Annotated in this window: 21 protein-coding genes and 1 pseudogene; 14 read left to right on the forward strand and 8 right to left on the reverse strand. The window is 70.8% G+C overall.

Translation table 11 applies throughout. From position 1 onward, the window contains the following. Positions 1–160: 160 nt before the first annotated feature. From HNR16_RS02570 to HNR16_RS02585, 4 genes are all read left to right on the forward strand, one after another. A complete protein-coding gene (locus HNR16_RS02570; protein ID WP_158039475.1) occupies positions 161–1,189 on the forward strand; it encodes an NlpC/P60 family protein in 1,029 nt (342 codons plus the stop codon). 327 nt (positions 1,190–1,516) lie between these two features. Then, on the forward strand, positions 1,517–2,599 hold the full coding sequence (locus HNR16_RS18055; RefSeq protein ID WP_225737753.1) for a C40 family peptidase: 1,083 nt from the start codon (positions 1,517–1,519) through the stop codon (positions 2,597–2,599). 277 nt (positions 2,600–2,876) lie between these two features. Beyond that, entirely contained in the window at positions 2,877–3,962 is a 1,086-nt protein-coding gene (locus HNR16_RS02580; RefSeq protein ID WP_158039476.1) for a M23 family metallopeptidase, read from the forward strand. A 369-nt stretch (positions 3,963–4,331) separates the two neighbouring features. Beyond that, positions 4,332–4,826 (forward strand): HNH endonuclease, encoded by a 495-nt coding sequence (locus HNR16_RS02585; protein ID WP_158039477.1) that lies wholly within the window; start codon positions 4,332–4,334, stop codon positions 4,824–4,826. A 22-nt stretch (positions 4,827–4,848) separates the two neighbouring features. Here HNR16_RS02585 and HNR16_RS02590 read toward each other — a convergent pair whose 3' ends face one another. Then, a complete protein-coding gene (locus HNR16_RS02590; RefSeq protein ID WP_158039478.1) occupies positions 4,849–5,310 on the reverse strand; it encodes an SRPBCC family protein in 462 nt (153 codons plus the stop codon). Between the two features lie 56 nt (positions 5,311–5,366). Between HNR16_RS02590 and HNR16_RS02595 the strand changes: the two genes are divergently transcribed. Further along, complete coding sequence (locus HNR16_RS02595) at positions 5,367–7,253, forward strand: helicase HerA-like domain-containing protein (RefSeq protein WP_158039479.1); 1,887 nt, start codon at positions 5,367–5,369, stop codon at positions 7,251–7,253. Positions 7,254–7,363: 110 nt separating this feature from the next. Here the strand turns inward: HNR16_RS02595 and HNR16_RS02600 are convergent, their stop codons facing one another. Beyond that, entirely contained in the window at positions 7,364–8,029 is a 666-nt protein-coding gene (locus tag HNR16_RS02600) for an AIM24 family protein (protein WP_158039480.1), read from the reverse strand. Between the two features lie 583 nt (positions 8,030–8,612). Between HNR16_RS02600 and HNR16_RS02605 the strand changes: the two genes are divergently transcribed. The 7 genes from HNR16_RS02605 to HNR16_RS02635 all read left to right on the forward strand — a co-directional run bounded on the left by HNR16_RS02605 (position 8,613) and on the right by HNR16_RS02635 (position 16,526). Next, positions 8,613–9,971 carry a quaternary amine ABC transporter ATP-binding protein gene (locus HNR16_RS02605; RefSeq protein WP_158039481.1) on the forward strand — a complete coding sequence of 453 codons (1,359 nt, stop codon included), beginning with the start codon at positions 8,613–8,615 and terminating at the stop codon, positions 9,969–9,971. Continuing rightward, the gene (locus HNR16_RS02610; protein WP_158039482.1) at positions 9,968–10,924 is read left to right on the forward strand and encodes an ABC transporter permease; all 957 of its coding nucleotides are present in this window, start codon (positions 9,968–9,970) and stop codon (positions 10,922–10,924) included. The genes HNR16_RS02605 and HNR16_RS02610 overlap by 4 nt, the downstream gene beginning before the upstream one ends. Before the next feature lie 38 nt (positions 10,925–10,962). Continuing rightward, entirely contained in the window at positions 10,963–11,856 is an 894-nt protein-coding gene (locus HNR16_RS02615) for a glycine betaine ABC transporter substrate-binding protein (RefSeq protein ID WP_158039483.1), read from the forward strand. A 136-nt stretch (positions 11,857–11,992) separates the two neighbouring features. Then, the gene (gene ectB, locus HNR16_RS02620; RefSeq protein ID WP_158039484.1) at positions 11,993–13,264 is read left to right on the forward strand and encodes a diaminobutyrate--2-oxoglutarate transaminase; all 1,272 of its coding nucleotides are present in this window, start codon (positions 11,993–11,995) and stop codon (positions 13,262–13,264) included. Positions 13,265–13,437: 173 nt separating this feature from the next. Next, positions 13,438–15,324, forward strand: a complete 1,887-nt coding sequence (locus HNR16_RS02625; RefSeq protein ID WP_158039485.1) for a type IV secretory system conjugative DNA transfer family protein — start codon at positions 13,438–13,440, stop codon at positions 15,322–15,324. Further along, positions 15,321–15,845, forward strand: coding sequence for a DUF4913 domain-containing protein (locus HNR16_RS02630; protein ID WP_158039486.1), 525 nt, complete (start codon positions 15,321–15,323; stop codon positions 15,843–15,845). The genes HNR16_RS02625 and HNR16_RS02630 overlap by 4 nt, the downstream gene beginning before the upstream one ends. A 9-nt stretch (positions 15,846–15,854) precedes the next feature. Then, positions 15,855–16,526: a metal-dependent transcriptional regulator gene (locus HNR16_RS02635; RefSeq protein WP_158039487.1), complete on the forward strand. Its 672-nt coding sequence runs from the start codon at positions 15,855–15,857 to the stop codon at positions 16,524–16,526. Positions 16,527–16,578: 52 nt separating this feature from the next. On the opposite strand, the gene HNR16_RS02640 is transcribed toward HNR16_RS02635, so the two are convergent. Then, positions 16,579–17,238, reverse strand: a complete 660-nt coding sequence (locus tag HNR16_RS02640) for an SIMPL domain-containing protein (RefSeq protein ID WP_158039488.1) — start codon at positions 17,236–17,238, stop codon at positions 16,579–16,581. Positions 17,239–17,390: 152 nt separating this feature from the next. Between HNR16_RS02640 and HNR16_RS02645 the strand changes: the two genes are divergently transcribed. Continuing rightward, positions 17,391–17,969, forward strand: a complete 579-nt coding sequence (locus HNR16_RS02645) for a CGNR zinc finger domain-containing protein (RefSeq protein ID WP_218868366.1) — start codon at positions 17,391–17,393, stop codon at positions 17,967–17,969. Positions 17,970–18,132: 163 nt separating this feature from the next. Here the strand turns inward: HNR16_RS02645 and HNR16_RS02650 are convergent, their stop codons facing one another. Then, on the reverse strand, positions 18,133–19,539 hold the full coding sequence (locus HNR16_RS02650; protein WP_158039489.1) for a hypothetical protein: 1,407 nt from the start codon (positions 19,537–19,539) through the stop codon (positions 18,133–18,135). A 319-nt stretch (positions 19,540–19,858) separates the two neighbouring features. Between HNR16_RS02650 and HNR16_RS02655 the strand changes: the two genes are divergently transcribed. Next, on the forward strand, positions 19,859–21,079 hold the full coding sequence (locus HNR16_RS02655; RefSeq protein ID WP_158039490.1) for an MFS transporter: 1,221 nt from the start codon (positions 19,859–19,861) through the stop codon (positions 21,077–21,079). A gap of 39 nt (positions 21,080–21,118) precedes the next feature. On the opposite strand, the gene HNR16_RS02660 is transcribed toward HNR16_RS02655, so the two are convergent. From HNR16_RS02660 to HNR16_RS18970, 4 genes and pseudogenes are all read right to left on the reverse strand, one after another. Beyond that, on the reverse strand, positions 21,119–21,925 hold the full coding sequence (locus HNR16_RS02660) for a siderophore-interacting protein (protein WP_225737754.1): 807 nt from the start codon (positions 21,923–21,925) through the stop codon (positions 21,119–21,121). A gap of 182 nt (positions 21,926–22,107) precedes the next feature. Continuing rightward, positions 22,108–22,797, reverse strand: a complete 690-nt coding sequence (locus HNR16_RS18960; RefSeq protein WP_225737758.1) for a response regulator — start codon at positions 22,795–22,797, stop codon at positions 22,108–22,110. Next, the gene (locus HNR16_RS18965; protein ID WP_377700640.1) at positions 22,794–23,225 is read right to left on the reverse strand and encodes a sensor histidine kinase; all 432 of its coding nucleotides are present in this window, start codon (positions 23,223–23,225) and stop codon (positions 22,794–22,796) included. Before HNR16_RS18965 ends, HNR16_RS18960 begins: the two co-directional genes overlap by 4 nt. Further along, positions 23,197–23,805, reverse strand: a pseudogene (locus HNR16_RS18970) (histidine kinase); the annotation flags it as partial. The gene HNR16_RS18965 and the pseudogene HNR16_RS18970, both read right to left, overlap by 29 nt. Positions 23,806–23,831 lie beyond the last annotated feature (26 nt).

Consider the following 23,831-nt stretch of genomic DNA (forward strand, 5'->3'; position numbering starts at 1 on the left):
CCGGGAATTGCCCTAGCGTGGTCAACGTCAAGTCGAGCGACGGGGTTTCCGCCGCTCAGCGACCTAGCTGATGCGCCTTTCCCGCCCTCGGCTCGGATCCCCTGAACGAACGCAACATGGGGCGGGAGCGGCCGAAAGGCCGGGGCGCTGGAGGAAGCCTTTGGACACCACGACCATCGCACCGCTCACGCGCCGTGAAGCCCGTGAGATCGAACGTCGTACGGGGCGTCGCCCCGTGGCGGGGGCTGTTGCGCCGACCGAGTTGACGCTGACCACCGCCCTCGACGTCGCACACACGGACGTCGAGGACACCTCGCGCATCGAGCGCAACGAGATGGCCGCGCTCGTCTCGGTCGTCCCGACCGAGATCATCGAGCGCATCGCCGCTCCGAGCCCCGTCGAGTCGCTCGTCGACGCCGAGACCGAGATCCCGGACGCGTTCCGTGGTCGTCCCGTCTCGGTGCGCGCCGCCAAGCCGGCGTCGCTCGTCGCTCGCCAGCGTCGCCGCCGCGCGACCGGCCTCGCGATCGCCGCGTCGGCCGCCGCACTCGCGACCGCGGGCGCCATCATCCCCGCTTCCCTCGGGAGCGCGAGCAACGAGGCGCACAGCGCGAACCTTCTCGAGCAGGCCAACGTGGCCGCCGCCGGGACGTCGACCGCTCCGGACGATGCAGCCGCCGACGCGGCCGCACCCGTGGTCGACCTCGTGCCCGCTCCCGAGCAGGTCGACGGATCCGACCCGTTCAGCGTGACCACCTTCTCCGCCGACGAGGTCTCCGAAGCCGCCGAGGTCAAGGGCACGACCGACGGAGGCGTCTCGACCGGCGGCTCGACCGGTTCGGACACCCAGGGCGCCGGTGGTGGCGGCTACGGGAGCGGATACGGCGAAGGCGTCATCAACACCGCTGCGAGCATGCTCGGCCAGAACGCGGGCTGGACCTGCGACCGCTTCGTGCGTGAGGTCTTCGCCGCGAACGGCATCTCGGTCGGTGTCGGCGTCAGCGCGATCGCCGCTCAGGGGTACCAGGTCAGCGCGAGCGAGGCGCGTGCGGGCGACCTGGTCGTGTGGCCGGGCGAGCACATCGGCATCTACGACGGTGCCGGCGGCGTCTACGACAACCCGGGCGACGGGCGTCCCAACGCGCACCGTGCGATCTGGAGCAGCAACGTCATCTACATCCGCCTCTGATCTCAGGGGATCGGAGCACCGACGCGCAGGGGCGGCATCTCACGATGCCGCCCCTGCGCGTTTCGTGTATGGACTGGCGGGATCCTCAGGGTTCGTTGCGGTCGATTCCGGTCGCTCAGGAGGTGCTGCACATCGCTCGCCCGTCAGGCTGTGACTTCGGTGTGATCCGATCGTGACTTTTTCGTGATCTTTGGTTATCGTTGCCGCAGCGCCGGGGAGCACCGCCCCGCGCGCGACCACGGACCCGCACGATCCCGCCCGGTCCGAGAGGGAAAGCCACGAACACCGGGGCGGGACGCGGACCCAGCCGCGGTGCAGGGAGATGCCATGACCAACATCAGCTCAATGCTCGAGGCGCCCCTCACGCGGCGCGAAGCCCGGGAGATCGAGCGACGCACGGGACGACGCCCCGTCGCGGGTGGTGTCGCGCCGACCGAGGTGACGTTCACCGGCGTCCGCGGCGACATCGACGACCGCACGCGGATCGACGACACGTCCCGCATCGAGCGCGCGGACATCGCGGGCCTCGTCTCGGTCGTCCCCACCGCGGTTCTCGAACGCATCGGATCGCCCGTCGACGAGACGCAGGTGACCGACGCTCCCGCGGCCTTCGCGCGGTCGACCGCGACCGTGCGCGCGCCGCGGCCGTACGCCGTCGTCCGGCGCGAACGGCGACGCAAGGCCGCGGGTATCGCGGTCGCGGCATCCGCCGCCGCGCTCGCGACCGTCGGTGCCGTGGTTCCGGTGCAATTGGCGGCGGGCGCGGACGAGGCGTCCCAGGCGAGCCTCCTCTCGGCAGCCCAGCAGGCGCAGCAGGAGGCGGCACAGCAGTCGGCACCGGTGGACGAGGCGGCCCCACCGCAGGTCGACCTCGTCGAGGCCCCGGTCGAGGCTGCCGGTGCCGACGCGTACTCGGTCACCTCCCTGACGGCGGGGGACGTCGCCGAGATCGTTCCGCCCGAGCCGGTCGCGGACGAACCCGCCGAGGACACCGCGAGTGAGGGGACGAGCGGCGGTACCGCTGCGGACGAGTCGACCGGCGCGTCGCAGGGCGGCGGCGAATCGACGCCCGGCAACGGCTACGGCCAGGGCATCATCGCGACCGCCGAGAGCATGCTCGGTGGCGGTCAAGGATGGCTGTGCACCGACTTCGTGAGCGCCGTCCTGACCGCGAACGGCATCCCGCATGCGCAGGGGACCGTCAGCACGATGGCCGCGAGCGGCACCCCCGTGTCCGACCCGCAGCCCGGAGATCTCATCGTCTTCTCGAGCGGTCACATCGGCATCTACGCCGGTGGCGGCATGATGTACGACAACCCCGGATTCAACAGCTCGTACGTCGGGTGGCAGAACGTCTACCGTTCGATCGACGTCATCGACGGTTCGTACTCGTTCGTGCGCATGGGCTGACGCAGGCGCCTCGAAGGGCGGCTCGCACCGGAATCCCCGGCGCGGGTCGCCCTTCGACATGGTTGCCGACGCCGCTCGGAGACGCACGCCGAGACCAACTCGACACCTGTCCGTGATCTGATCGTGACTTTTCCGTGATCTTTCGTTATTCTTAATCGTGTCGCCGGCTCCATCACCCGGCCGCGTCCGAGGGCCAGCACCATCCCGCCCGGGTTCTCGGACCGTTCCTCACCCCACGGGCGGGGCGTCGCCCCCAGCGACGGTGCCAGGAGATTCGATGAACGACTTCACCTCGACGACCGCGACGCTCACGCGACGGCAGGCCCGCGAGATCGAACGCCGGACCGGGCAGCGCCCCGTCGCCACGGCCGCGGGCACGGCACCCGTGCGGACCGTGGATCGGACGGAACAGGTTCTCGCCGACGCCGTCCGCGAGCGTCTCGATCGGGCCGGCGCGACCGCCCGCCTGCGGATCGCCGAGCGCCTCGAGAGCGAGATGGCCGAACCGGTCGGTCCCGCGGCGACCGTCTACGAGCAGGAGCAGGCCGCCGAGCCCACGCTCGACGAGAGCGAGCCGGCGACCGCCCCGGCATCCGGTTCGGCGTTCGCGAGGACGAGCGGGAGCACGCGTGCCCACCGCCCCCGCACGCGGTCGCGCCGACGCATGATCGGGACCGGGGCGGGCATCATGGCCTCCGCCGCGGCACTCGCGACCGCGGGCGTGGTCGCGCCCGGTGTCGTCGCAGGCGGCACGGAGGCCAACCTGCTCAGCGCCGACCAGTCGCTCGATGAGTCGACGACCGACGCCGGGACGCAGACGGCCTCCGCCGCCGAGAGCGCCGCCCCCCAGGGACCGCTCGTGCCGGCTCCGGAGTCGGTCTTCGACGCGAGCGAGCTCAGCGTGACTCAGTTCGATCCCTCCCAGGTGGACGGCGCATCCGTCGAAGCGCCCCAGGTCACGCCGACGTTCGTTTCCCCGATCCCCGGCGGCAGCATGAACGAGGGGTACGGCACGCGCGGCGGCGCCCACAACGGCATCGACGTCGTCATCCCTGGCGGCGGCACGTGCGGGACCGAGCTGCAGGCGATCACCTCCGGCACCGTGACGTTCGCGGGCCCGCAGGGCGGGTACGGCAATCACGTCGAACTGGCGCTCGACGACGGCACCGTGGTGTCGTACTCGCACCTCGAGCCGAACGGGATCGGCGTCTCGGTGGGGCAGCGGCTCAATGCGGGCGACCGCATCGGTTCCGCGGGGACGACCGGCAACTCGACCGGCTGCCACCTCCACTTCGAGGTCAAGATCGGCGGCTCGTTCGTCGACCCGGTGCCGTGGCTCGCCGCGAACGGCATCGTCCTCTGACATGCGTGTGACGTGGGGCGGTCGGGACGTGATCCCGGCCGCCCCACGTCGTCGTCCGGGTGAACGAGACGTGACGACACGGCGCCTCCGTGCGCGCGTGTCGCACGAGTGGTCTACGCTGAACCTGGATCGCACCGGACGAGGAGCGCGTATGCCGAGGAACGTCACCGCACGGACCGGTGCGTCGCGCGTGCCCGGCGAGGCGATACGACCGTTCGTCGCGTCGCGCGTCACGATACGCCCGCCGCGTCCGCACCCGGGGTACCGCCAGTTGATGGCGGTGCCCTTTTTTCGTCTCCGCGCACACGACGTCACGGGGCCCGCGCGTCCCGGCGCGTGCCGGCGGCTCTCCACCATGAAGGAGTCCCCATGCGAACGCTCGTCCTGAACGCCGGCTTCGAGCCCCTGGGCGTCGTCACCGACCGTCGTGCCCTCACGCTCGTCATGAACGGGCGCGCGAGCGTCCTCGACGTGGACGAGGAGCGGCCCGTGCGAAGCGTCGAGGGCAGCTGGCCGCGGCCCGTCGTCATCCTCCTCAGGCGCTACGTCAAAGTGCCGATGGCGCGCGTGTCGCCCGTGAGTCGGCGCGGTGTCCTGCGGCGCGACGATCACCGGTGCGGATACTGCGACGCGTTCGCCAACACGATCGACCACATCCTGCCCCGCTCGCGAGGCGGTGCCCACTCCTGGGAGAACCTCGTCGCGTGCTGCCTCACGTGCAACAACGTCAAGGGGGATCGCACGCCGGCCGAGATGGGGTGGCGTCTGCGGCGTGCCCCCGTCGCCCCGCGCGGCGTCCACTGGACCGGCCGAGGGATCGAGCACGCACAGCCCGAGTGGGCGGCCTACCTTCCGGCGGCCTGACGGACGAGTCCGCGGCCCTTCGTCAGCCGGCCGTCGCGCGGCGAGCGCACGCGTCGGCGAACGACTCGAGGCGACGCCGCAGCGCGCGGCGACGGAACGGGACGGTCAGCGCGCCGACCTGGCGCCGCAGGATCGGTACCCGGAGGCGACACGTCTCGACGACGGTCACTCGGGTGCCACCCGCGATGAGCGGCGTGAACCGCCACCCCTCGCCGTAGGCGTCGAGCGATGCGGGCCCCTTGATCATGCGCAGCGTGAACTGCGTCCCCGCGTGCACGTGCTCGTATCGCAGCAGGAGCCGGACGCCCGCGGGTGAGCGGGTGAAGAGCACCGCGTCGTCGACCGGTCGGGTGGCGCCACGCACCCAGCGTCGGTGGCTGACCTCGGGGTCCCATGCTGCCCGTTCCTCGCCGACCGCGGTCGCGACGGTGAACGCGTCGGCGGGGGAGAGGGGCACGTCGACGGTCACTTCGAGACGGGGCATGACGACAGTGTACGGAGCCCGCCGTCGGTGCTCGCCGAGGTCGATACAGTTGCGACATGACGGATGCCGCAGCCAACGTTGAAGCCGCACGCAAAGCCCTCGCCGAAGCGGAAGCCGCGCTCGCGGCGGCGCAGGCGAACGCCTCGGGGGCCGCACGGACGCCCCCGGCCGATGGGCCCACGGCGCCCGGAACCGACGCACCGACGCCCCCCGGCGAGTCCGTGCCGTCCACGGATCCCACCGCCACCGCCACGGACGCCGGAACGGATTCGGCGCCGGCGCCCGAGTCGTCGGCACCGGACTCGGTGGCAGGTGCCCCGGCATCGCCCACCGGTCCGCTCGACGAGGCGGCCGTCGAGGCGATCCGTGCGGGCTACGCCTTCACCGAACCGGCCCTCGAGATCGGGGCGCTCGTCAACGGCGAGGCGCGCCCCGACGTGCCCGTGCGGATCCCGGTCGCCATGACCAATCGTCACGGCCTCGTCGCCGGCGCGACGGGAACCGGCAAGACGAAGACCCTGCAGGTACTCGCCGAGCAGCTGAGCGCCGCGGGCGTCCCCGTCTTCGCGGCCGACATCAAGGGCGATCTCTCGGGGATCGCCACGCCGGGGGAGTCGAACGAGAAGCTCCTGGCCCGCACGCGGGGCATCGGCCAGGACTGGCAGGCCGCAGCCGCCCCGGTCGAGTACTTCTCGCTCGGCGGTCGCGGGCACGGCGTGCCCATCCGCGCGACCGTGACGAGCTTCGGTCCGCTCATGCTGTCGAAGGTGCTGGGGCTCAACAAGACCCAGGAGTCGAGCCTCGGTCTCGTGTTCCACTACGCCGACGAGAACGGGCTCGCGCTCGTCGACCTCAACGACCTTCGCACCGTCCTGCAGTACCTCACGAGCGCGGAGGGCAAGGCCGAACTCGACGGCATCGGCGGCCTCTCGAAGCAAACCGCAGGCGTGATCCTCCGCGAGCTCGTGAACTTCGCCGAGGCCGGGGCGGACGTGTTCTTCGGCGAACCCGAGATCGACACGCAGGTGTTCCTCCGGCAGGCCACCGACGGCCGCGGCATCGTGAGCCTCCTCGAGGTCCCCGGTGTGGCGCAGCAGCCGGCCGTCTTCTCCACGTTCCTCATGTGGCTGCTCGCCGACCTCTTCAACGAACTGCCCGAGGTGGGTGACCTCGACCGGCCCAAGCTCGTGTTCTTCTTCGACGAGGCGCACCTCCTCTTCAACGGTGCGAGCAAGGAGTTCGTCGCCTCGATCACCCAGACCGTGCGGCTCATCCGCTCGAAGGGCGTCGGGATCTTCTTCGTGACGCAGACCCCCAAGGACGTCCCCGACGAGGTGCTCGCGCAGCTCGGGTCGCGGATCCAGCACCAGTTGCGCGCGCACACGCCCGACGACGCGACGGCGCTGCGGGCCACGGTGCGCACCTACCCGAAGTCCGGGTACGACCTCGAGCAGGTGCTCACACAGCTCGCCACGGGCGAGGCGATCGTCACGGTCATGAACGAGAAGGGCTCACCGTCGCCCGTCGCGTGGACCCGATTGCGGGCCCCGCAGGCGTCGATGTCCCCGACGCCGGAGGAACGCATCGAGGCAACGGTCGCCGCATCGCCACTGCTCGCACGGTTCGGTACCGCGGTCGACCCCGAGTCGGCGCACGAGATCCTCTCGGCGAAGATGAACGCGGCGGCCGAGGCGACGCGTGCGGAGTCGGAGCGTGTCGAGAACGAGAAGCGCGCCGCGGCCGAGCAGAGGGAGCGAGACCGTCAGGCCGCGGCGGCCGAGAAGGAGGCCGCGCGACAGGAGCGAGCGACGAGGACGCGCACCACGTCCCGCGGCCGCGACAAGAACGTCGTCGAGGAGATCCTCGGATCGCGAACGGGCCAGACCGTCGTGCGCGAGGTCGTCCGCGGGGTCTTCGGCACCCTCTTCAAGAAGAAGCGCTGAGGCCCGGACGTGCACGTCGGGCCGGTCCCGAAGGACCGGCCCGACGTGCACGTCACTCAGGAGAAGAGGTCGAGGAGATCGCTCCCCGAACCATCGCTTCCCCGTGCTCTCTAACCGGTGACGACCGGCTGTCCCTCGCTCGGCTGCACGACGACGAACCCGGGGCCGTGGAACGCGAGCTGGAACGACTCCCCGGAGCCACGGCCGATGAGCGAGCCCATCTTGAAGTCGTTCTTGATGGTCGGGGCGAGGTTGCTCGACCAGCACACGGCTGCCTGCGGGTCGACGAACGTCGGCTGCTGCGAGCAGTCGAGGAGCATGGGCGGGCCGTCGCTCGAGATCGCGACCGTCCCCTGGCCGTTGACGACGAGGTTGAAGAGGCCACCCGCGAGGATGCCGGCGTTGCCGATCATCTTGATGTCCCAGGCGAGGTTCGCGTCGAACGCGAGCAGGCTCGACGTGTTGACCGTGACGCCGTCACCCGTGAGCTCGATGAGGAAGACGTCCTCGGCGGCGCGAGCGAAGAAGACCTCTCCCTGGCCTGCCACGCGCTGCAGGTTGCCGCCCTCGCCCGAAACCATCTTCTTCATGAACTTGCCGACGCCGCCGGACCCCTCGTACTTGAAGTCCATCTGCCCTTGGTAGGCGACCATCGCGCCCTGGGCGGCGAGCACGTCGGGGCCGAGGGCGACCCGCAGCATCTTCGACGACTGCAGCGTCCAGCGCTGTCCCGTCTGCCGTTCCTGCAGTGACTGGTCGAAAAGGGGACTGCGCATGGGAGTGGTCCTTCCGTGGAGAATCCACCGGCGGAACTGCCGCACGGCGGTGTCTTCCGGTCGACGCAGCAGCGCCGCCCGCGACAGTGCAAGCGTAGGGCGGAGCGACCCTCCGGGACAGACTTTCGGGACTCTTGCGCGCGCGAATACGACTGGAGGATGACGAGCGCCGTGCGTCCCGCCGACGTCGCACCGGGCGCCGCGAATCGCGCGGAACCCGCTGTGCCGGCCTCGAACCGGGAGATCGGCGGTAACGGTTACATAACACCGGGATCGATGCGCCGCGATCCCCGTCATTGCGGGGCAGTGGCACGATGATTCGCCGCGTGGTCAGGGTTGACGGGGCCCGCTTTCCGGCTCCCGTCACGGGCAGCGCCGCGGCGAGCTTGCTACTGTCGAAGCACCGGCGTCGCAGTCGCCGTGGGGTCGACACCGCGCGGACGCTCCTGAGAGCGGAGGAAATCGCCGTCGACCACGCATCGCAGATCCCATCCGGGTGATCGACGAATTCGCGCGTTCGCGCGTTCATCGCATCCCGGGACGACGTCGGCCAGATCCAGCATCGAACGAGAAGGGAAACCCGATGGGCGAACCACCGATCTCCGTCCGAGGCGTCTACAAGGTGTTCGGACGCAGAGCGAGCGAAGCCGTTCGGCAACTCGAGGCGGGCGCCGAGCGCTCCGAGCTCGACAAGGGAACGGTCGCCGCCGTCATCGACGCGACCTTCGACGTGAACCCGGGCGAGATCTTCGTCGTCATGGGGTTGTCCGGCTCCGGCAAGTCGACACTCATCCGTGCCCTCAACGGCCTGCACGACGTGACCGCGGGAAGCGTGCTCGTGCACGGCGTCGACCTCGCGAAGGCGAACGACGCCGAGATCCGACGTGTCCGACAGGAGCACGTCTCGATGGTGTTCCAGCACTTCGCGCTGTTCCCGCACCGCACCGTCATCGAGAACGTCGCGTTCGGCCTCGAGGTGAAGGGCGTCGACAAAGCCGAGCGCACACGGCGAGCACAGGAGATGATCGACCAGGTCGGGCTCACCGACTGGGCCGATCGCCTGCCGTCCGCACTCTCGGGCGGCATGCAGCAGCGCGTCGGCATCGCCCGCGCCCTCGCGTCGGGCACCGACATCCTGCTCATGGACGAGGCGTTCAGCGCCCTCGACCCGCTCATCAGGCGGGAGATGCAGCAGGAGCTCATCGACCTGCAGGCCGAGCTCGGCAAGACCATCGTCTTCATCACCCACGACCTCAACGAGGCCATGTTCCTCGGTGACCGCATCGCGGTCATGCGCGACGGTCGCATCGTGCAGATCGGCACGCCGGAGGAGATCCTGACGGACCCCGCGAACGACTATGTCGCGCAGTTCGTGCAGGACGTCGACCGTGCCCGCGTCCTGACGGCCGAGTCGGTCATGGAGCCGGCGCGCGCGGTGGTCCCGACGACCGCCGGGCCCCGCGGCGCACTGCGCGTCATGCGCGACACGCAGTCCGACAGTGCGTTCGTGACGGCACGTGGGCGTGTGTTGCTCGGAGCGGTCACCGACCGGCGCGTCCTCCACGACATCAAGGCCGGGGTCACCGAGCTGCAGCCGTCGATCATCACCGACATCGCGACGGCGAGCCCCGACACGTCCGTGTCCGATCTGCTCGAGCTCTCGGTCGATTCGCGCCTCCCGATCGCCGTGGTCGACGAGCAGCGCCGCCTCCAGGGGGTCGTCCCGCGCGTCACGCTCCTCGCGGCGCTCGCGAACGTGCCGACGGTCACCGGGGCCATCGACCTGCCGGACACATCGGCATCGCCACTGCTCGACACGCAGGCCACCGGGCTCGACGAACCGACCGACGAGGTCGTCGTCGAGGAGATCATCGAGATCGTCGAGGAACCGGCCCACGACGCACCCACCGCCGGAACGAACGAAGGGACCGGGCGCGCATGAACGACGCCACCATCCGCATCCCGTTCGGCGACTGGGCCGAGGTCGTCGTCCACTGGCTCACGACGACGCTCGGGCCCGTCTTCGACGTCCTCCGGGCGATCTTCGGCGGCTTCTACGACATCGTCTACCTCGTGCTCGGCACCCCGCCGTTCTGGGCCGTCATCATCGTGCTCGTCGCGATCGGCTACTGGGCGGGGCGCTGGAAGCTCGCCCTCGGGACGCTCATCGGCCTGTTCGTGATCGTCTCGGTCGACCAGTGGGACAACGCGATGAAGACCCTCGCGCTCGTCCTCGTCGCGAGCACGATCGCCGTCCTCATCAGCATCCCCGTCGGTATCTGGGCGGCCCGGTCGAACACCGTCTCGAGCATCGTGAAGCCGGTTCTCGACTTCATGCAGACGATGCCCGCGTTCGTGTACCTCATCCCGGCACTCGTGCTCTTCCGCATCGGCGTCGTCCCCGGCATCGTCGCGACGATCATCTTCGCGCTCGCGCCCGGTGTCCGCATGACGGAACTCGGCATCCGTGGCGTCGATCGCGAGGTCGTCGAGGCCGCCCGGTCCTTCGGGGCGACTCCCGCGCGCATCCTGCGCCAGGTGCAGTTGCCGCTCGCGATGCCGTCGATCATGGCGGGCGTGAACCAGGTCATCATGCTCTCGCTGTCGATGGTCGTCATCGCCGGCATGGTCGGTGCCGGCGGCCTCGGCGCCGACGTCGTCCAGAGCCTCAACCGGATCGACGTCGCCCTCGGATTCGAAGCGGGTATCTCGGTCGTCGTCCTCGCGATGATCCTCGACCGCATGACGAGCGCCTTCGCCAAACACGACCGGACGCGACGGACGAAGCGCGAGGCGAAGACCAGCGCCGAGGACGAGAGCGTCGCCGAGAAGGTCGCACAGGCTGACCTCGAGCTCGATGCCGCGAACGCCGCCGCACGGCGGCCGTCCCGATGACCCCAACCCACCCCGAAGAACGAGAGAAAGAAGGCAACATGCGCAAGCGACACGGAGCCGCGATCCTCGCCATGGCGGCCACGGCCGCCCTCGCCCTGACGGGCTGCACCGGTGCAGGCGGCGGCGAGACGCTCGAGAACGGCGACCAGAAGGACATCACGATCGCAGTGTTCAACGGCTGGGACGAGGGCATCGCGGCGAGCGAGCTCTGGAAGGCCATCCTCACCGAGAAGGGCTACAACGTCACGCTCGAGTACGCCGACCCGGCACCCGTCTACTCGGGCCTCTCGACCGGCGACTACGACGTCACGCTCGACACCTGGCTGCCGATCACGCACAAGAGCTACATCGAGCAGTACGGTGACTCGATCGTCGACCTCGGCGCCTGGAACGACGAGGCGAAGCTCACGTTCGCCGTGAACGACGACGCCCCGATCCAGTCGATCGACGAGCTCGCGGCGAACGCCGCACAGTTCAACAACACGATCGTCGGGATCGAGCCGGGGGCCGGCCTGACCGAGATCACCCAGGACGCGGTCATCCCCGGCTACGGACTCGAGGGCATGACGTACACGACCTCGTCGACCGCGGCCATGCTGACCGAGCTCAAGACCGCCACCGACAACGGCGAGAACATCGTCGTGACGCTCTGGCGCCCGCACTGGGCGTACGACGCGTTCCCGATCCGCGACCTGGAGGACCCGCAGGGCCTGCTCGGTGACGCCGAGGGGATCCACTCCTTCTCGTCGACCGACTTCGCCACGACGCACCCCACGGTGAGCGGCTGGATCTCGAACTTCAAGATGGACTCCGAGACGCTCTACTCGCTCGAGAACGTCATGTTCAACGAGAACTCCACCGACGACTACGCACCCATCGTCGAGCAGTGGATCACCGACAACAAGGCGTACGTCGACGGCCTCACCGCGTAGCACCGAGCCGCTCGGCTACCATCGCATCAGGCGATAGGGCCGGGGGAGCGACGCCGCTGTCGGGCGGCGACGCTTCCTCGGCCCTCCGCACTCATCCACCGCCCATCGCCGCGCCACGCGCACAGAGGAGATCTGCATGTCGGCATCTGAATCCACCACCGCGCTCGAATCCGAGGTGCGCAGCTACTCCCGTTCGTGGCCGACCACGTTCGAGTCGGCCGTGGGCGCGACCGTGACCGCCGACGACGGCACGACCTACCTCGACTTCTTCGCGGGCGCGGGCGCCCTGAACTACGGACACAACGATCCGCGGCTCAAGCAGGCCGTGATCGACCACTTCCTCGCCGACCGGCTCGTGCACTCCCTCGACATGTTCACGACGACGCGCGTCGACTTCCTCCGTACCTTCAAGTCGCTCATCCTGGAGCCGCGCGGCCTCGACTACAAGGTCATGTTCCCCGGCCCCGCCGGCACGACCGCGACCGAGGCGGCCCTCAAGCTCGCCCGCAAGCTCACCGGCCGCACCAACATCGTGCACTTCACCGACTCGTTCCACGGCATGACCGTCGGAGCCCTCGCCGTGACCGGCAGCGCGAAGAAGCGCGGCGGTGCAGGGGTTCCCCTCTCGAACGCGACCGTACTGCCGTACGACGGCTACCTCGGCGACGGCGTCGACACCCTCGACTACTTCGAACGACTGCTCGCGGACGCATCGAGCGGCGTCGACCGGCCGGCCGGCGTCATCGTCGAGTCGGTGCAGGGCGAGGGCGGCATCAACGTCGCCGGCCTCGACTGGCTGCGCCGGCTCTCGGCCATCTGCGAGCGCGAGGGCATCCCGCTCATCCTCGACGACGTCCAGATGGGATGCGGCCGTACCGGGGCCTTCTTCAGCTTCGAGGACGCCGGCATCGTGCCCGACATCGTCGTGCTCTCCAAGTCGATCTCGGGCATCGGGCTGCCCATGGCGCTCACACTCTTCAAGCGCGAGCACGACGTGTGGGCGCCCGCCGAGCACAACGGCACGTTCCGCGGCATCGGCCCCGCGTTCGCGAGTGCCGCCGAGACGCTCCGGCTGTTCTGGTCGGACGACACGTTCGAGCGGGCGACGCGCGCGAAGGGCGAGCTCGCCGACGAGCGCTTCCGGGCCATCGTCGACGCCTACCCCGAGGCGGGTCTCTCGACGCGCGGGCGCGGTCTCGCTCGTGGCCTCGTCTTCCCCGACGGCGCGCAGGCGACCGCGGTCACGACGAAGGCGTTCGAGCGAGGGCTCATCGTCGAGACGGCCGGTGCGTTCGACGAGGTCGTCAAGCTCCTGCCTCCGCTCACCGTCACGGACGACGAGCTCGAGCGCGGCCTCGCGATCATCGCGGAGGCCACGGCGGAGGTGCTCGCCGAGGCGCACGCCTGATCGCCGCGAACTAATCGGACGGCCGCTACTCCCTCGGGAGCGGCGGCCGTTCGCGTGCGCGGCACCTCCCGATTGCGGACGCTCACGGCCTGTGGATAGGTCCGGCAGCACGAGGCGCGCCCGACTACGGTCGGACCACCGGTGCGAGCCTCGCGCCGCGGAGGGAGCGTCTCATGGAACGGACCACCGCTCGCAAGCGCATCAGGACGCGCGCACTCGTCATCGGCGGCAGCGTCGTCGCGGTCGCCGGGGCCGTGGCCGCGACGAACCTCGTCGTGCGCCTCGGTGAACACCTGTCGGGTGGCACCCAGGCGGTGCCCGCCGATCCGGTGGCGACCGTCCTCGACCTCGTCCGCGGCAGCATCGGGTGGACGGGTGCCATGACGCTCGTGCTCGCGGGCCTCTTGGTCGTCCTCGCGGGCCTCGGCGCCCTCACCCTGTGGGTCCTCCGACGCCGGCGCGCACGGCGGACGCGGGTCGACTACGCGGCGCGACACATGGGGCGGGGCGACGACGTCAAGGCTCTCAGCCGGACTGCGGCCGCGGCGACGAGCGCCCGACTCGGGCTGCGTGGCAACGACGGCCTGCTGCTCGGTGAGACCGTCGGGCGCCGAGAGCCGCTGTACGCGGGATGGGAGGACATGTGGGTCGTCATCGCAGGCCCCCGCACGGGCAAGTCGACGTCCGTCGCGATCCCGAGCATCGCCGCGGCACCCGGTGCCGTCGTCGTCACCTCGAACAAGCCCGATGTGGTCCATGCGACGCGGCACCTCCGCCTCGCTCGCGGCCGCGTCTGGGTGTTCAACCCGCAGCGCGTGTCGACCGACACGGCCACGTGGTGGTGGAACCCGCTCTCGTCCGTCGTCGACGACGTCTCGGCCGCCGAACTGGCCGCACATTTCGCGAACGGCTCACGCCAGCCGGGTGCACAGACCGACGCGTTCTTCGACCCGGCCGGGCGCGACCTCCTCACGGGACTCCTCCTGGCGGCGGCGGCCGGTGGTGAGCCGATCACACGGGTCTCGACGTGGTTGAGCGATCCGGAGGACCGCGAGCCGGTCGGGTACCTGCGCGAGCACGGGTGGGACACGTGGGCGGAGACCGTCCAGGGCGTCATCTCCTCGCCCGACAAGCAGCGCGGCGGTGTCTACGGAACCGCACAGCAGATGGCCGCATGTCTCGCGAACTCGCACGTGCGCGAGTGGATCACGCCGGGTGATCCCGGTGACGGTCGGCCGGAGTTCGACCACCGGGCATTCGGATCGTCGACGGACACGCTCTACTCGCTGTCGCGCGAAGGGGCGGGGAGCGCGGGGCCGATCGTGCTCGCACTCACGGCGGCCGTCGCGCAGGCCGCCGAACGTGCGGCCAGTGAGCGCGCGAGCGGTCGCCTCGCGATCCCGATGGTCGCGGTGCTCGACGAGGCGGCGAACGTCTGCCGGTGGGGTGCGCTCCCCGATCTCTACAGCCACTTCGGCTCGCGTGGCATCATCATCCAGACGATCCTCCAGTCCTGGTCACAGGGCTGCGAGGTGTGGACCGAGCCGGGCATGAACAAGCTCTGGTCGGCGTCGAACATCAAGCTCTACATCGGTGGCGTCGCGGAGACCCAGTTCCTCGAACAGCTCTCGCAGACCATCGGCGACCGCGAGTTCCGCACCGAGACGGTCACGAGGTCGCAGGGTGACCCGAGCTTCGCGGTCCAGACGTCGACCGACCGGATCCTCACGGTGTCGGAGCTGGCCGCGCTCCCACGCGGGCGCGCCGTCGTCGTCGCCTCGGGCTCGCGCCCCGCCCTGTTGCGAACCGTCCCGTGGTGGCAGGGGGATCACGCCACGGCGATCCGCGCATCGATCGCGGCGGCGGAGCAGGCGGAGCGCACGGCGGCGTCGAACGGCATGCACGCCGTCGGTACCGACGCGCAGCGCGGCGACCACCGCGGATCCGATGGGAGGCGGCCCGAGCAACGGAGCGGTGGCGGAACGGTGCACGGCGACCGGGCCGCGGCTCCGGACGTCGTGGCAGGTGCCCGGACGACGCTGACGGAGCGTCGAGCATGAGCGGCTTCAGCTGGCCGGATCGCGAGAACCTCCGGGACGCGGACGACGACCCGGTGACCGACCTCGCGGGCGAGCCCACGGTGTTCGAGGAGTTCGACGACGACGAGGAGGAGCGCGACGACGCGCTACCCGAGCCGACGCGGTTCGCGGATGTCGACGATTTCGTTCGCAACCACCTTCGCCACGTCTACATCCGGCAGGTGGGAACCCATTCGAGCAATCTCCACTGGTGCACGAAATGGTGGGCCGTTCCGGAGGCGGTCCACCGTCTGCACGGCATCTGGCGTGCCTGGGAGTCGCTCTCGGCCGACGAGGAGCTCGGCCTCGCCATGTGGTATCGCGACTTCTGCGATCCGGGGATGAGCGAGTTGCTCGCGCCCGATGGGCCGTTCCAGGGCGTTCCCAAGGCCTGGCTCGCCTCGGACCAGCCCGGTGAGCCGTGGACGTGCGAGCCCGCACCGCGAGGGGTCGTGGAACGTGCGCTCGATGATCCGGGCGGAGTGGATGCCCGCAGACGATAGGGTGCCCGCATGTCCGTGGACGACCTCTCGCCGAGCAACCAGAACTACCTCAAGGTGATCTGGGCGCTCAGCGAGTGGACGGACGGTCCCGTGACGACCTCGGCGATCGCCGAGAAATCCGGGCTCCGGCTCTCGACCGTGTCGGATGCGGTTCGCAAGCTCGGCGAACAGGGGCTCGTCGAGCACGCGAAGTACGGTGCCGTGACGCTCACGACGGTCGGCGAGCGTCATGCGGTCGCGATGGTGCGCAGGCACCGGCTCATCGAGACGTTCCTCGTCTCGGCCCTCGGGTTCCGCTGGGATCAGGTGCACGACGAGGCCGAGCGCCTGGAGCACGCGGTCTCCGACTTCCTCGTCGACCGCATCGACGAGGTGCTCGGCCACCCCGAGCGCGACCCGCACGGCGATCCGATCCCGTCCGCCGCGGGCGTCGTGACCGCCCCGCGCGCGCAGCGGCTGACGGAGGTGGCGCCGGGAACGGCAGTCGTGGTGGAGCGGATCGCGGACGACGATCCGGCGCTCCTGCAATACTTCGCGGAACTCGGTGTCGGTGTCGGGGTGCGCCTCGGCGTCGAGCCGGGGGCACCGTACTCCGGGGCGCTCGACGTGCGCATCGGCGACGGCGCACCCGTCGCGCTCGGCTCGACGGCGACCGATGCGGTGTGGGTGTCGATCGGTTGATGCTCGCGCGGCGGGCACCGGTTCCGTCGGGGTACCGGTTCCGTCGTGACCGTCAGGCGACGTCGAAGTCGGCCGTGACGGACGCGCGGACCGTGATGTCCGCGGGGGTGAGCGTGAGTACCGGTTGCGGTGCGCCCGCTGCTCGTCCGCGGAGCATCGTGGCCGGTTCCGCACCGTCCGGCCCTGCCCCGCCCGCGGGGCGCAGACCGGGTTCGTAGAGCCCGACGAGGGCCGGCGACGCGGAGCGGCCGGCTGCCTTCGCGTACGTCGCGGCGCGCTTGATCGCGTCCTCGACGGCGAGCTCGCGCGCCCGATCGGTGAGGCGGGTTTCCGTCTCGTCCGTCAGCTTCCACGTGACGCCGGCGATCGAGGCGCCGGTCGTGTTCCCGATCTCGACGATCCACTCGCCGAGCGCGTCGACGTCGGTGAATGTGATCCAGAGATCGGCGTTGGAGCGATAGCGGACCTCGGGGTCGCTGCTCTCGTCCGGGCGCCGTTCGTAGGGTTCGACGCGAACAGTCTGGGCGTGCCACACCCGCACGGCACCGGAGTCGACGGCGTGCTCGGCCTTCGCCGAGATCCGCTCGTGCACGTCGGTCGTGTCCCTGAGCACCGATTCGCGTGTCGTCCCGTCGAAGCCGACACCGAGGTGCAGGACCGCCTCCTCGGGCGTCGTGCGCTGTTCGCCCTGTCCGGCGACGGAGATCCTCATCACGTGGTCCTCTCGGATGATCGGTCGCGCGGGGTGGGGGACCTTCGTGGGCGGCGGGCTCGCCCGGGTCGCGCGCGGCGGCGTCGGGCTCGTCGAAACGGTATCGTCGAGCCCTGGCGGGGTTCGTGTGAGTTGCGCGAGGAGGCGGTGCGGTGGGCACGGTGCGTGGGGAGCCGGCGTTCCGGATGGACAACGATGTGCTCGCGTTCCGGTTCACCGAGACGCTCGCCGAACGCTTCGGTGACCGCGTCGAACGGCTCCCGACCCCCGAGCGGTTCGGGCAGTGGCTCGAGGCGAATGGCCTCCGTTTCGACGAGGCCGTGCCGACCCGGGCCGAGCTGCGCGCTGCGCAGGCACTGCGAGAGGTCGTGTACCGGGTGGGGGCGACCGTCGCGCAGCGGGGGGCCCCGGATCCGGTCGATGTGGAGGCACTCAACGCCGCCTCGCGTCGGGGGAGGGCCTACGTGGAGCTGCGGGACGGCGTCGCGGCGCTCGTGTCGGGCGGGCGGCGGCCGGTGATCGATGCGCTCGGCGTGATCGCGCAGGATGCGATCGGATCCGTCGCGGGAGCCTTCGCGGAGCTCGTCTCGGTGTGCGCGGATCCGTCGTGCCGGGGGCTGTTCCTGGATATGAGCCCTGCCACGAACCGTCGATGGTGCTCCATGAACACGTGCGGGAACCGCGCGAAGAAGGCGGCGATGGCCGAACGGCGGCAGCTCGCCGAGCGCTGAGCCGGCCGATGGCCGGACTCGCGGTTCGCCGGCACGGGACGACGGCCGACAGCGCCGGCTCGGAGCGGCGCCGACGGTGCCGGCCCGGCCCGTGGTGCGATCTCGGCGTGGGGCGCCGGAGCATCGCTGCCCGGCGCCCCTGTTCGTGCCGTCCCGTGAGGGGTCAGCGCTGCAGTGCCGGTGTGCCCGTCGACCGCGGTGCCGCCGGTGAGCGGGTCGCGGATGCGCGCTCGGTCGTCCGGGAGGACGTGGCCGTGGCCCGCGACGACCGGGTGGACGTCCCGTCGACCTCCGTCGAGGCGGGTGCCGTGCTCGATGATCCCTTCTCGGCCGTCGTGCGACGCGACGACGGACGGGCGTTCGACCGATTGGTCTTCTTCGCGGACGACGCCTCGGCCGACGGCGAGGACGTCGTCTTCGTGCGCGTCTTCGATCCCCGGGTCGACTTCGTCGCATTCGTCGTCGCCTTCGACGAATCGGCCGACGGTGTCGCCTCGTTCGTCGATGTTCGTGAGGCGGAGTGCTCGGCGGCCGCGTCGCGGGAAGCCGATCGCGATTTCGACGTGGGCTTGCGTGATCGGGCGGACGTGCTCCGCGTCGTCCGCGTGCCGGACCCCTTCGCGGACGTGGGCTCGGCCGTCGCCGAGGTGGCGTCGGCCCCGGTGCGTTCCGCCTCCTGCGTCGTCGCCGACGACGCGTCGCGCCCGGTGCCGGACCGCCCACGGTTCGCCTGCTCGGGGGCGCCCGTCGCCCGGTCCGGTGGCTCGGGAGCGTCGGCGCGCTCCGCGGTGGTGCGTTCCTCGGAATCCCGTGCCCGCTCGGGTGCGGCGGAGCCGTCGCTCGCGGATTCGCTCGCATCGCGTTCTGCGGTATCGCGAGTCCCTGCACCGGTCCCGTCACCGCGCGTCGAGGCATCCGCGCTCGGCTCGTCGAGGTGCCGGCCGTCGGCAGCTCCGGTGGTTGCGCGGTCGGTCCCGGCCGAGGCGTGGTCGTGGGCGTGAGCGCGGTCGACACCTTCGCGTGCCGCCGCGGCCTGCGCCTCGGACTCGATGCGCACATCGACGCGGTAGCCCTTCTCGACGAAGCGTTCGACGATCCGTGTCACCTGATCCGGGTCGGTGCCCGACACGTTGACCACCGTCGACGCGCCGCGCGCGGCGACCTGCTCGGTGGCGGCGCCGAGGAACTGGGCGCGGCAATCGGCGAGGAACGCCTGCTCCTCGCGATCGAGCACCCCGTCGATACCCGCATGCACCGATTGCCGGTGCTCCCGGAACCGGCGCTGCGCCTCCGCGAGGAGCGGGCCGAACTGCTCGGCGCCCAGGACCACGAGGTCGTCGCGCCCGCCGAGCTGCTCGGCGGCGGAGCGGGTCGCGTCGGCCGGATCGTCGGCACCGAAGAAGTAGGCCTCCGGCGATGCCCCGGCCCGCTCGGTGAACCGATCACGTGCCGCGCTCGTGCGCGACAGGATGCGCTCGATGCGTTCGATGAGCTTCGGCACGAGGTAGCGGCTCGTGAGTTCCGCCGCGACGAGCTTCGCGCCCGCGACGGCGACCGGGACGGCGCTCATGCCTCGACCTCCGAGCCGTGCGGTGAGTTGGGTCGGGACGTGTGTGCGTGTGTATGGGTCATTCATGCTCCGATCTCGTGTGGAGCACCGTAGATCGCGGGTTCGGCGGCGGGGCGAGCGCGGTGCGCCACCTGTGGACAACTCGTCGTCCGGGTGCGTGGGGAGAACAGGGCGGCTCGCGCCGTTCGGGTGGCGCAGGTAGAATCTCCCCTCGGCGCCCGTGGACGGCGCCCGTCAAGTCCGGTGTATCTACCTGGCTCCCGATCGGTGACCAAGGCGGCACGTGAACGCCGCGTCCGCCGCGGAGCAGGGAGCCTTCATGTCCGTGATCCAGGAGAAGCCCACGAGCCTCGTCGGCGAGGCCGGCGCCGGGTACTTCCCCATCGCGCTCGTCGCCCGTCTGCCGTTCTCGATGATGGTCGTCGGCGTGCTGACCCTCGTCGTCGCGGGCCGGGAGTCCATCGCGCTCGGCGGTCTGAACTCCGCCATGGTCGGTCTCGGGTCGGCCCTCGCCGGACCGTTCCTCGGCATGGCCGCGGACCGCTTCGGTCAGCGACCGGTCATGCTCGTCGCGGGCATCGGCAACAGCCTCGCCCTGCTGGCGATGGCGCTCGTCGTCTACAGCCCGCTGCCCGACGCGGCCGTTCTCGCGACCGCGTTCTTCGTCGGCGCGACCGCACCCCAGGTGTCACCGATGTCGCGGAGCCGGCTCGTGGGCATCATCACCTCGCGCCTTCCCGCCTCACGGCGTGCGCGAGTCCTCGACGGAACGATGGCGTACGAGTCGGCCGCGGACGAGATCGTGTTCGTGTTCGGCCCGGTGCTCGTCGGGCTGCTCGCCACGACCCTGTCACCCGCGGCACCCGTCATCGGCGCCTCCGTCCTCACGCTCTTCTTCGTGACCGCGTTCGCCCTGCACCCGACGGCGCGCACCGCGAATCGCGCGAACGCAGCGGCGCCACGACCGGCGCCGCTCGTCGAGCTCCTGCGACCGCGCCTGCTCGTCCTGTTCGTCGGCGTGTTCGGCGTCGGGGTGTTCTTCGGCACGACGCTGACCTCCCTGACGTCGTTCATGACCGAGCTCGGGGAGCCCGAGCAGGCCGGTCTGCTCTACGGCGTCATGGGCATCGGTTCGGCGGCGCTCGCGCTCGCGGCGGCACTCTTCCCGCCGCGATTCACGATGCGGGCCCGCTGGCTCGTGTTCGCGGTGTTTCTCGTCATCGGCGCGGTCGTGGCGGTCGGGGCCCGCTCGGTGCCGGTCATGCTGCTCGCGCTCGCGATCATGGGGATCGGTGTCGGGCCCACGCTCGTCACGGCGTTCGGGCTCGTCGCGGCCCGGACACCGCGCGGTCGCTCGGCGACGGGCATGACGATCGCGGGCGCCGCCATCATCGTCGGCCAGTCGGCCGCCGCGGCCGTCGTGGGGATCGTGGCCGGGTCCATGGGGTGGACGGCCGCGCTGTGGTCGCCGCTCGTGGCGGCGGCGATCGTCGCGCTCGCGGGCGTGGTGAACTGGTTCCTGAGGCGCGGCGAACGCTGACGCGCGTGGTGGCGGGCCGGCCCACCACCACGCGGGCGATCACGCGGTCGCGCCGGCCGCGGCCTCCTCGGCGTCCATCGATTCGACGAACTCGCGCTTCGACGCCTGCCAGACGTCCTCGGTGAGGTTCGTGCGCCAGTAGCCGGAGATCGAGGCCTGTGCCCGCTCGAGCCCCTGGTCGACGTAGAACCACCGCCGGAGCACCTTGATCATGTCGGCGTTGCCGTGGACGAACACCGAACGTCGGCCCTCGGGCAACTGGACGCTGCGGACGGCGTCGGCGAGGGGGACACCGTACGGGCGGTCACCGCGGTGGATCCAGTGGAGTCGCGTGCGCTCGGTGGTTCGCACCGGGATCTCGCCCTCTGGCCCGGCGACCTCGACGAACACGTCGGCGTCGGTGTCGTCGGGGAGAACATCGAGCGCCGCCGCGATCGCCGGCAGGGCCGACTCGTCGCCCGCGAGCAGGTGATACGGGGCCTCGGGGTCGGGGGCGTAGCCTCCGCCGGGGCCGTAGAAGCCGAGCTCGTCGCCGGGCCGTGCGGCCGCAGCCCACGGCCCCGCGAGCCCCTCGTCGCCGTGCACGACGAAGTCGATCGCGAGCTCGTTGGTCTCGGGGTCGTACGACCGGATCGTGTAGGTGCGCGTCACCGGCCACTGCTCGCGCGGCAGAGTCTCCTGGAGCACCTCGGGATCGAACGGTGAGGTGTACGCCGCGCCTGCCGGCGGGTAGAGCAGCTTCACGTAGTGGTCGGTGAGCGTGAGCTCGGGGAGCGAACGGAGGCCGTCGCCCGTGAAGACGACGCGGATGAGTTCGGGGCTCAGTTGCTCGGTGCGAAGGACCACGGCCCTCGTGACGGATCGGTTTCGCTTGTGCTCGCGTGCCAATTGGACTCCTTCGAACGTGTCATGTGAGGGTACCCTCACTCCTTCCGTCGCTCGTGTGGACGACGTCATGCGGCGTCCGGATCGCGGGGGCCACCGTCGATGCCGAAACACGCCGATGACGGCGTGCCCGGCTCGTCCGGTCAGCGGTGCCGGGGGTCGTCACCGGCGCCGGGCACGACGACGCCCGATTCGTAGGCGGGGACGACCGCATGCACGCGATCGCGCAGGCCGAGCTTCGTCAGGATCCTGCTCACGTGCGATTTCGTCGTCTGCTCCGCGATGAACAGCGTGGCCGCGATCTCGGCGTTCGAGCGCCCCGCTGCGAGGAGCCGGAAGACCTCGAGCTCCCGTTCGGTGAGTGCGGCGAGCGCCGCGGTGTCGCTCGCGCGAGGTTTCGGTGTATCCGTGAACGCGCGGACGAGCCGATTCGTCACGCGCGGCGAGAGCAGCGCGTCCCCACCGTGCACGACGCGGACCGCGTTCACGAGTTCGTCGGGAGCGGCGTCCTTGAGGAGGAAGCCGCTCGCACCTGCGCGCAGGGCGGCGAAGACGTAGTCGTCGACGTCGAAGGTCGTGAGCATCACGATCCGTGGGCGATGGGTCGAGAGCGGGTCACCGAGGATCGCCTCCGTCGCCTCGATGCCGTTGCGTTTCGGCATGCGCACGTCCATGAGCACGACGTCGGGCTTGAGGGAGCGCGTGCGCGCGAGTGCCTGTTCGCCGTCCTCGGCCTCGCCGGCGATCTCGATGTCGGGTTGAGCGCCGAGGATCGCGACGAGCCCCGCGCGGAACATCGGCTGGTCGTCGACGACGAGCACGCGGATGCTCATGCGCCCGCCGCCGGACGTCGGGGCACCCGGGCCGTCACGGTGTAGCCGCCGTCGGGATCCGGCCCGTGCGCGAGTGAACCGTCGACCGATGCCATGCGTTCGATCATGCCGCGGATGCCGTGCCCACCGTGGTCGGCGGAGCCACGCGGCGTCGACGGCCGGGTATTCCGCACGGTCAGGACGAGCTCGTCGTCGAGGGCCCGCAGGGCGATGTCGACCGACGATCCGTCCGCGTGCCGGATGACGTTGCTCAGGGATTCCTGCGTCACCCGATACAGCGCGAGCTGAACCGCCGAGGACGGTGCGGACCTCGATCCCCGCGTCGCGCGTCGCCGCCACGAGCGCCGGGAGGTCGGAAAGCGTCGGCTGTGGGGCGTCGAGCGTCTCGGCACCCTCGCGGAGCACGCCGAGCAGCCCGCGCATCTCACCGAGCGCCGTGCGGGCCTGGAGCGCGATGCCGTCGAACTCGTCCGCGACCTCGTCGCTCATCCCGTGCAGCCGGTAGCGGGCCGATGTCGCGCGCATGTGGACGATCGACATGCTGTGCGCGACGACGTCGTGCATCTCGCGCGCGATCCGGGATCGTTCGATGTCCCAGCGCCGATCCTCCTCGAGCACCTCCTTCTCGTGTCGTGCCAGGTCGACGTCACGGCGGGCCTGGACGAGCTGGGTGACGGTCGCCGCGATCGCGAACACGGTCGCCGAGACGCTCGCGGCGACCACGATGTCCACGAGGACGCGCTCGGCCACGGCAGGCTCGTGGGGGCCGTCGCCCCGTCGTCGGCCGCCCACACGGTCGTGCTCCCGATCGCGATCCCGAGCACGGAGACGCCGTGCAGCGCCGCCGCCACCCGTGGCGTGACGAGCACGAGCGGCACGGTCGCGGCCTGTACGAGGACGAGCGGGACGAGCAGCGCGACGGCCGCGCCCGTCGTCGGATAGAAGCTGAGCTGGACCGGGATGTTGACGCTGACGAGTGCGACGGCGAGGCCTGCGCCGATGAGCCATTCGAGGCACCCGGGCGGCGACGGGAC

Source organism: Pseudoclavibacter chungangensis, assembly GCF_013410545.1.
Classification (GTDB): Bacteria; Actinomycetota; Actinomycetes; order Actinomycetales; family Microbacteriaceae; genus Pseudoclavibacter; species Pseudoclavibacter chungangensis.

Excerpts from the sequence above, each read along its gene's own strand:
- HNR16_RS18055 (WP_225737753.1), top strand. The coding sequence starts at position 1,517 with ATGACCAACATCAGCTCAATGCTCGAGGCGCCCCTCACGCGGCGCGAA.
- HNR16_RS02580 (WP_158039476.1), top strand. The coding sequence starts at position 2,877 with ATGAACGACTTCACCTCGACGACCGCGACGCTCACGCGACGGCAGGCC.
- HNR16_RS02585 (WP_158039477.1), top strand. The coding sequence starts at position 4,332 with ATGCGAACGCTCGTCCTGAACGCCGGCTTCGAGCCCCTGGGCGTCGTC.
- HNR16_RS02590 (WP_158039478.1), bottom strand. The coding sequence starts at position 5,310 with ATGCCCCGTCTCGAAGTGACCGTCGACGTGCCCCTCTCCCCCGCCGAC.
- HNR16_RS02595 (WP_158039479.1), top strand. The coding sequence starts at position 5,367 with ATGACGGATGCCGCAGCCAACGTTGAAGCCGCACGCAAAGCCCTCGCC.
- HNR16_RS02600 (WP_158039480.1), bottom strand. The coding sequence starts at position 8,029 with ATGCGCAGTCCCCTTTTCGACCAGTCACTGCAGGAACGGCAGACGGGA.
- HNR16_RS02605 (WP_158039481.1), top strand. The coding sequence starts at position 8,613 with ATGGGCGAACCACCGATCTCCGTCCGAGGCGTCTACAAGGTGTTCGGA.
- HNR16_RS02610 (WP_158039482.1), top strand. The coding sequence starts at position 9,968 with ATGAACGACGCCACCATCCGCATCCCGTTCGGCGACTGGGCCGAGGTC.
- HNR16_RS02615 (WP_158039483.1), top strand. The coding sequence starts at position 10,963 with ATGCGCAAGCGACACGGAGCCGCGATCCTCGCCATGGCGGCCACGGCC.
- ectB (WP_158039484.1), top strand. The coding sequence starts at position 11,993 with ATGTCGGCATCTGAATCCACCACCGCGCTCGAATCCGAGGTGCGCAGC.
- HNR16_RS02625 (WP_158039485.1), top strand. The coding sequence starts at position 13,438 with ATGGAACGGACCACCGCTCGCAAGCGCATCAGGACGCGCGCACTCGTC.
- HNR16_RS02630 (WP_158039486.1), top strand. The coding sequence starts at position 15,321 with ATGAGCGGCTTCAGCTGGCCGGATCGCGAGAACCTCCGGGACGCGGAC.
- HNR16_RS02635 (WP_158039487.1), top strand. The coding sequence starts at position 15,855 with ATGTCCGTGGACGACCTCTCGCCGAGCAACCAGAACTACCTCAAGGTG.
- HNR16_RS02640 (WP_158039488.1), bottom strand. The coding sequence starts at position 17,238 with ATGAGGATCTCCGTCGCCGGACAGGGCGAACAGCGCACGACGCCCGAG.
- HNR16_RS02650 (WP_158039489.1), bottom strand. The coding sequence starts at position 19,539 with ATGAGCGCCGTCCCGGTCGCCGTCGCGGGCGCGAAGCTCGTCGCGGCG.
- HNR16_RS02655 (WP_158039490.1), top strand. The coding sequence starts at position 19,859 with ATGTCCGTGATCCAGGAGAAGCCCACGAGCCTCGTCGGCGAGGCCGGC.
- HNR16_RS18960 (WP_225737758.1), bottom strand. The coding sequence starts at position 22,797 with ATGAGCATCCGCGTGCTCGTCGTCGACGACCAGCCGATGTTCCGCGCG.